The organism is Microbacterium sp., assembly GCF_039812165.1.
Classification (GTDB): Bacteria; Actinomycetota; Actinomycetes; order Actinomycetales; family Microbacteriaceae; genus Microbacterium.
The window spans coordinates 1-3,111 of sequence record NZ_JBDIAB010000276.1; the positions used below are offsets into that span (position 1 = coordinate 1).

Below are 3,111 nucleotides of genomic sequence, written 5' to 3' on the forward strand. Positions count from 1 at the left end.
GCCGACGAGGTGGTCGTCGAGCAGTGGCGCGTCACGCACGCCAAGAGCGGCGACTCGCTCACGGTGCGGCTGTACGAGATCCTGCACGACTCGTCGCACGAGCTCGGCATCGACCCCGGCCTGGTCAAGGACGGCGTGGAGGCGGATCTGCAGCGTCTGCTCGCCGAGCAGGTCGGCGTGATCGGCGAGCATCTCACCCTCGTCCGCCGGGAGTTCCCGACCGCGATCGGACCCGTCGACCTGCTGCTGCGCGACCCCGCGGGCGGCACCGTCGCCGTCGAGGTCAAGCGCCGCGGCGACATCGACGGCGTCGAGCAGCTCACGCGCTACCTCGAGCTCCTCGGTCGCGACCCGCACCTGGCGCCGGTGTCGGGCGTGTTCGCCGCGCAGGAGATCAAGCCACAGGCGAAGGTGCTCGCCGCCGACCGCGGCATCCGCTGCGTGACCCTCGACTACGAGGGGATGAAGGGCGTCGAGTCCGGGGCCCCGCGCCTGTTCTGACCGGCACGCGCGCGGGTCGCGGGACGGATGCCGGTGCGCCCGGCTTGTAGGCTGAGTCCATGTCGAGATCGCCCTGGTCGTGCATCCTCTGGGACGTGGACGGCACCCTCGTGGATGCGTCCGAAGGCATCCTGCGGCGGCTGAGCCGCACCCTGGAGCACTTCGGCCACCCGGAGCCCACGCGCGCCGAGCTCGTGCACTGGATCGGGCCGCCGATGTTCGAGTCGTTCCAGAAGAACGTCGGCATGTCGCCGGAGCAGGCGGCGGAGGCCGTCGTCCACTACCGGGCGATCGGGGCCGCCGAGGGGCATACGAGCGGATCGCGCATGTACCCCGGCATGGCCGAGCTCGTCGCGGAGCTCGCGGCCGCCGGCATCCCGCAGGCGACGGCCAGCTCGAAGCCCGAGAACCAGGTGGTCGCGTTCATGGACCACTTCGGGCTCGCGCCGTACCTCAGCGCGACCGCCGGGGCGACGCCCGACGAGCGCACGCTCGCCTCGAAGTCCGACATCGTCGGCGAGGCGCTGCGACGGCTCGAGGCCACCGGGGCCGACATCGACCGTCCGGTGCTCGTGGGCGACCGTCACCACGACGTCGAGGGCGGCCGCGACCACGACGTGCCGGTGATCTTCGTGCGGTGGGGCTTCAGCTGGCCGCATGAGTCGGAGGGCGCGCAGGCCGTCGTCGACACCGTCGACCAGCTCCGCGCGCTGCTCCTCGTGGACGGGCGCGAGTACGAGTAGAGGCTTCCCGGACGCGCGCGGGCGCGCCGAAGCCGCGGTCGCTCTCACGACCGCGGGCCTCCTCGAACCCCGGCTCGCGCGCCGAGTCACCGTGCTGCCGCAGGAGGACCCGGCGACGGGACGGTGAGTGGCGCACCGAGTCGCGCGCGTCGTGCGATGCGCGCGACCGGTGGACGCACGGGATCAGATCGGGCGGATGTTCTCCGCCTGCAGGCCCTTGGGGCCCTGCGCGATCTCGAACTCGACGCGCTGGTTCTCCTCCAGCGAGCGGTAGCCGCTCGACTGGATCGCGGTGTAGTGGGCGAAGACGTCAGCGCCGCCCTCGTCCGGAGCGATGAACCCGAAGCCCTTCTCCGAGTTGAACCACTTGACGGTGCCGCTGGTGCTCATGGACTGCCTTACTGCTGTGTGTCATCGGCGCGAGCGCGCCGCCTCCCCACCGTAGCCAAGCGGGCAGGCCGGCGTGGGATGCGAGCGGACAATGGTGACACAAATGTTGCACTTGCCGCTCTCGGATCCGGACGATGCGGGCGGCGCCGGCGCTCGCTACGGTGAACCCGTGGGCCACATCGAGCTGCGAGGCATGGACGAGGACGACGACGACGCGGTCTTCGAGATGATGCGCGACCCGGACGCCGTCGCCATGACGGCCTTCACCGCCGACGATCCCGACGACCGGGATGCCTTCGACGCCTGGCTCGCCTCGAAGCGCGCCGCGCCGTCGGTCGCACTCCACGTCGTCACCGAGAGCGGAGGCTTCGCCGGCACCGCCGCGGCGTTCACGACCGACGGCGATCGCGAGGTGAGCTTCTGGATCGCGCGGCACGCGTGGGGACGCGGCGTGGCGTCCGCGGCGCTGCGACTCCTGATCGCCCGCGAGCCGGAGCGGCCGCTGTTCGCCCGCGTGCCCGCGCACAACGCGGCGGCGATCGCGGTGCTCACGAGGGTGGGGTTCACCGAGGTCTCGCGCGATCCGGCCTATGCGCCCGGGCTCGGCCGCGACGTGGACGAGGTCGTCTTCGCACTCCTGCCCGCCGTCGACGGCGCCTGAGCCGGCGTCGAGATCGTGCCCCGCGCCGCAGTCGATCTCGGCCCCACCCGACGCGACGACTCACTGCTCCGGAGCTGACTCACTGCGCCGCACCGCAGTGAGTGGTCGGGAGAGCAGTGGCTCGCGTAACGACGACGCTCGGACCGAGCGCGACGTCACGCGAAGCGGATCAGAGGCCGGCCTCGTCGAGCATGCGCTGCACCTCCGCCTCGACCGCGGCGGCCAGCTCCGGGTCGCGCTCGAGGGCGCGGAGCGCGAACTGCACCGACGCGAGGTGGTGCACGAGCGCGGACGACCGCAGGTGGTGCCAGTCCGCACCCGGCTCCCCCGCGCGGGCGGGCACGATCGACCGCGTGTCGACCGTGCCGTGCACGCGCAGATCGAAGCGGCCGGTCACCGGATCGGTGTGGGCGCGACGCTGGGTCGCCTCGATCGCCGCGCGCGCCGTCTTCACGCGCGCTCGCTCCTTGGCGATGTCGAGGCGCGCCCGGAACACGGCGTACGCGTCGGGCGTGCCCTGCAGCATGAGCTCGCGCAGCAGTTCGCCCCGACGCACCTTCATCCGCACGACCTGGTCCGGCTCCAGCTCGGCGTCGGACAGGTCGCCCAGCTCGTCGCGCGTGAGCCGCGTGGCGAGCTCGTGCGCCGTCGCCTTCGCGTCGACCACGACGCCGCGCCGGCGCATGCGATCGCGCGCCTCCTTCTCGGTGACCGCGGCGACGGCCTCGACCAGGGCGTCGGGCACGACGAACAGCGATGCGATGGCCTCGGCGGTGGAACGCGAATGGTCGGGACGCGAGGGCGTGGTCATGCCGC

General features: G+C 72.5%; 5 protein-coding genes. 3 read left to right on the forward strand and 2 right to left on the reverse strand.

From position 1 onward, the window contains the following. Window positions 1-501 (forward strand): endonuclease NucS (nucS, locus tag WML84_RS14195; RefSeq protein WP_347346789.1); only part of this gene is annotated, 501 nt, incomplete at its 5' end. Between the two features lie 59 nt (window positions 502-560). Continuing rightward, complete coding sequence (locus tag WML84_RS14200) at window positions 561-1,244, forward strand: HAD hydrolase-like protein (protein ID WP_347346790.1); 684 nt, start codon at window positions 561-563, stop codon at window positions 1,242-1,244. A 183-nt stretch (window positions 1,245-1,427) separates the two neighbouring features. Here WML84_RS14200 and WML84_RS14205 read toward each other — a convergent pair whose 3' ends face one another. Continuing rightward, a complete protein-coding gene (locus tag WML84_RS14205) occupies window positions 1,428-1,634 on the reverse strand; it encodes a cold-shock protein (RefSeq protein ID WP_347346791.1) in 207 nt (68 codons plus the stop codon). A gap of 169 nt (window positions 1,635-1,803) precedes the next feature. Here WML84_RS14205 and WML84_RS14210 point away from each other — a divergent pair, with 169 nt between their 5' ends. After that, window positions 1,804-2,295, forward strand: coding sequence for a GNAT family N-acetyltransferase (locus WML84_RS14210; RefSeq protein ID WP_347346792.1), 492 nt, complete (start codon window positions 1,804-1,806; stop codon window positions 2,293-2,295). A 169-nt stretch (window positions 2,296-2,464) separates the two neighbouring features. Here the strand turns inward: WML84_RS14210 and WML84_RS14215 are convergent. Continuing rightward, on the reverse strand, window positions 2,465-3,111 hold a 647-nt coding region (locus WML84_RS14215), incomplete at its 5' end, for a hypothetical protein (protein WP_347346793.1).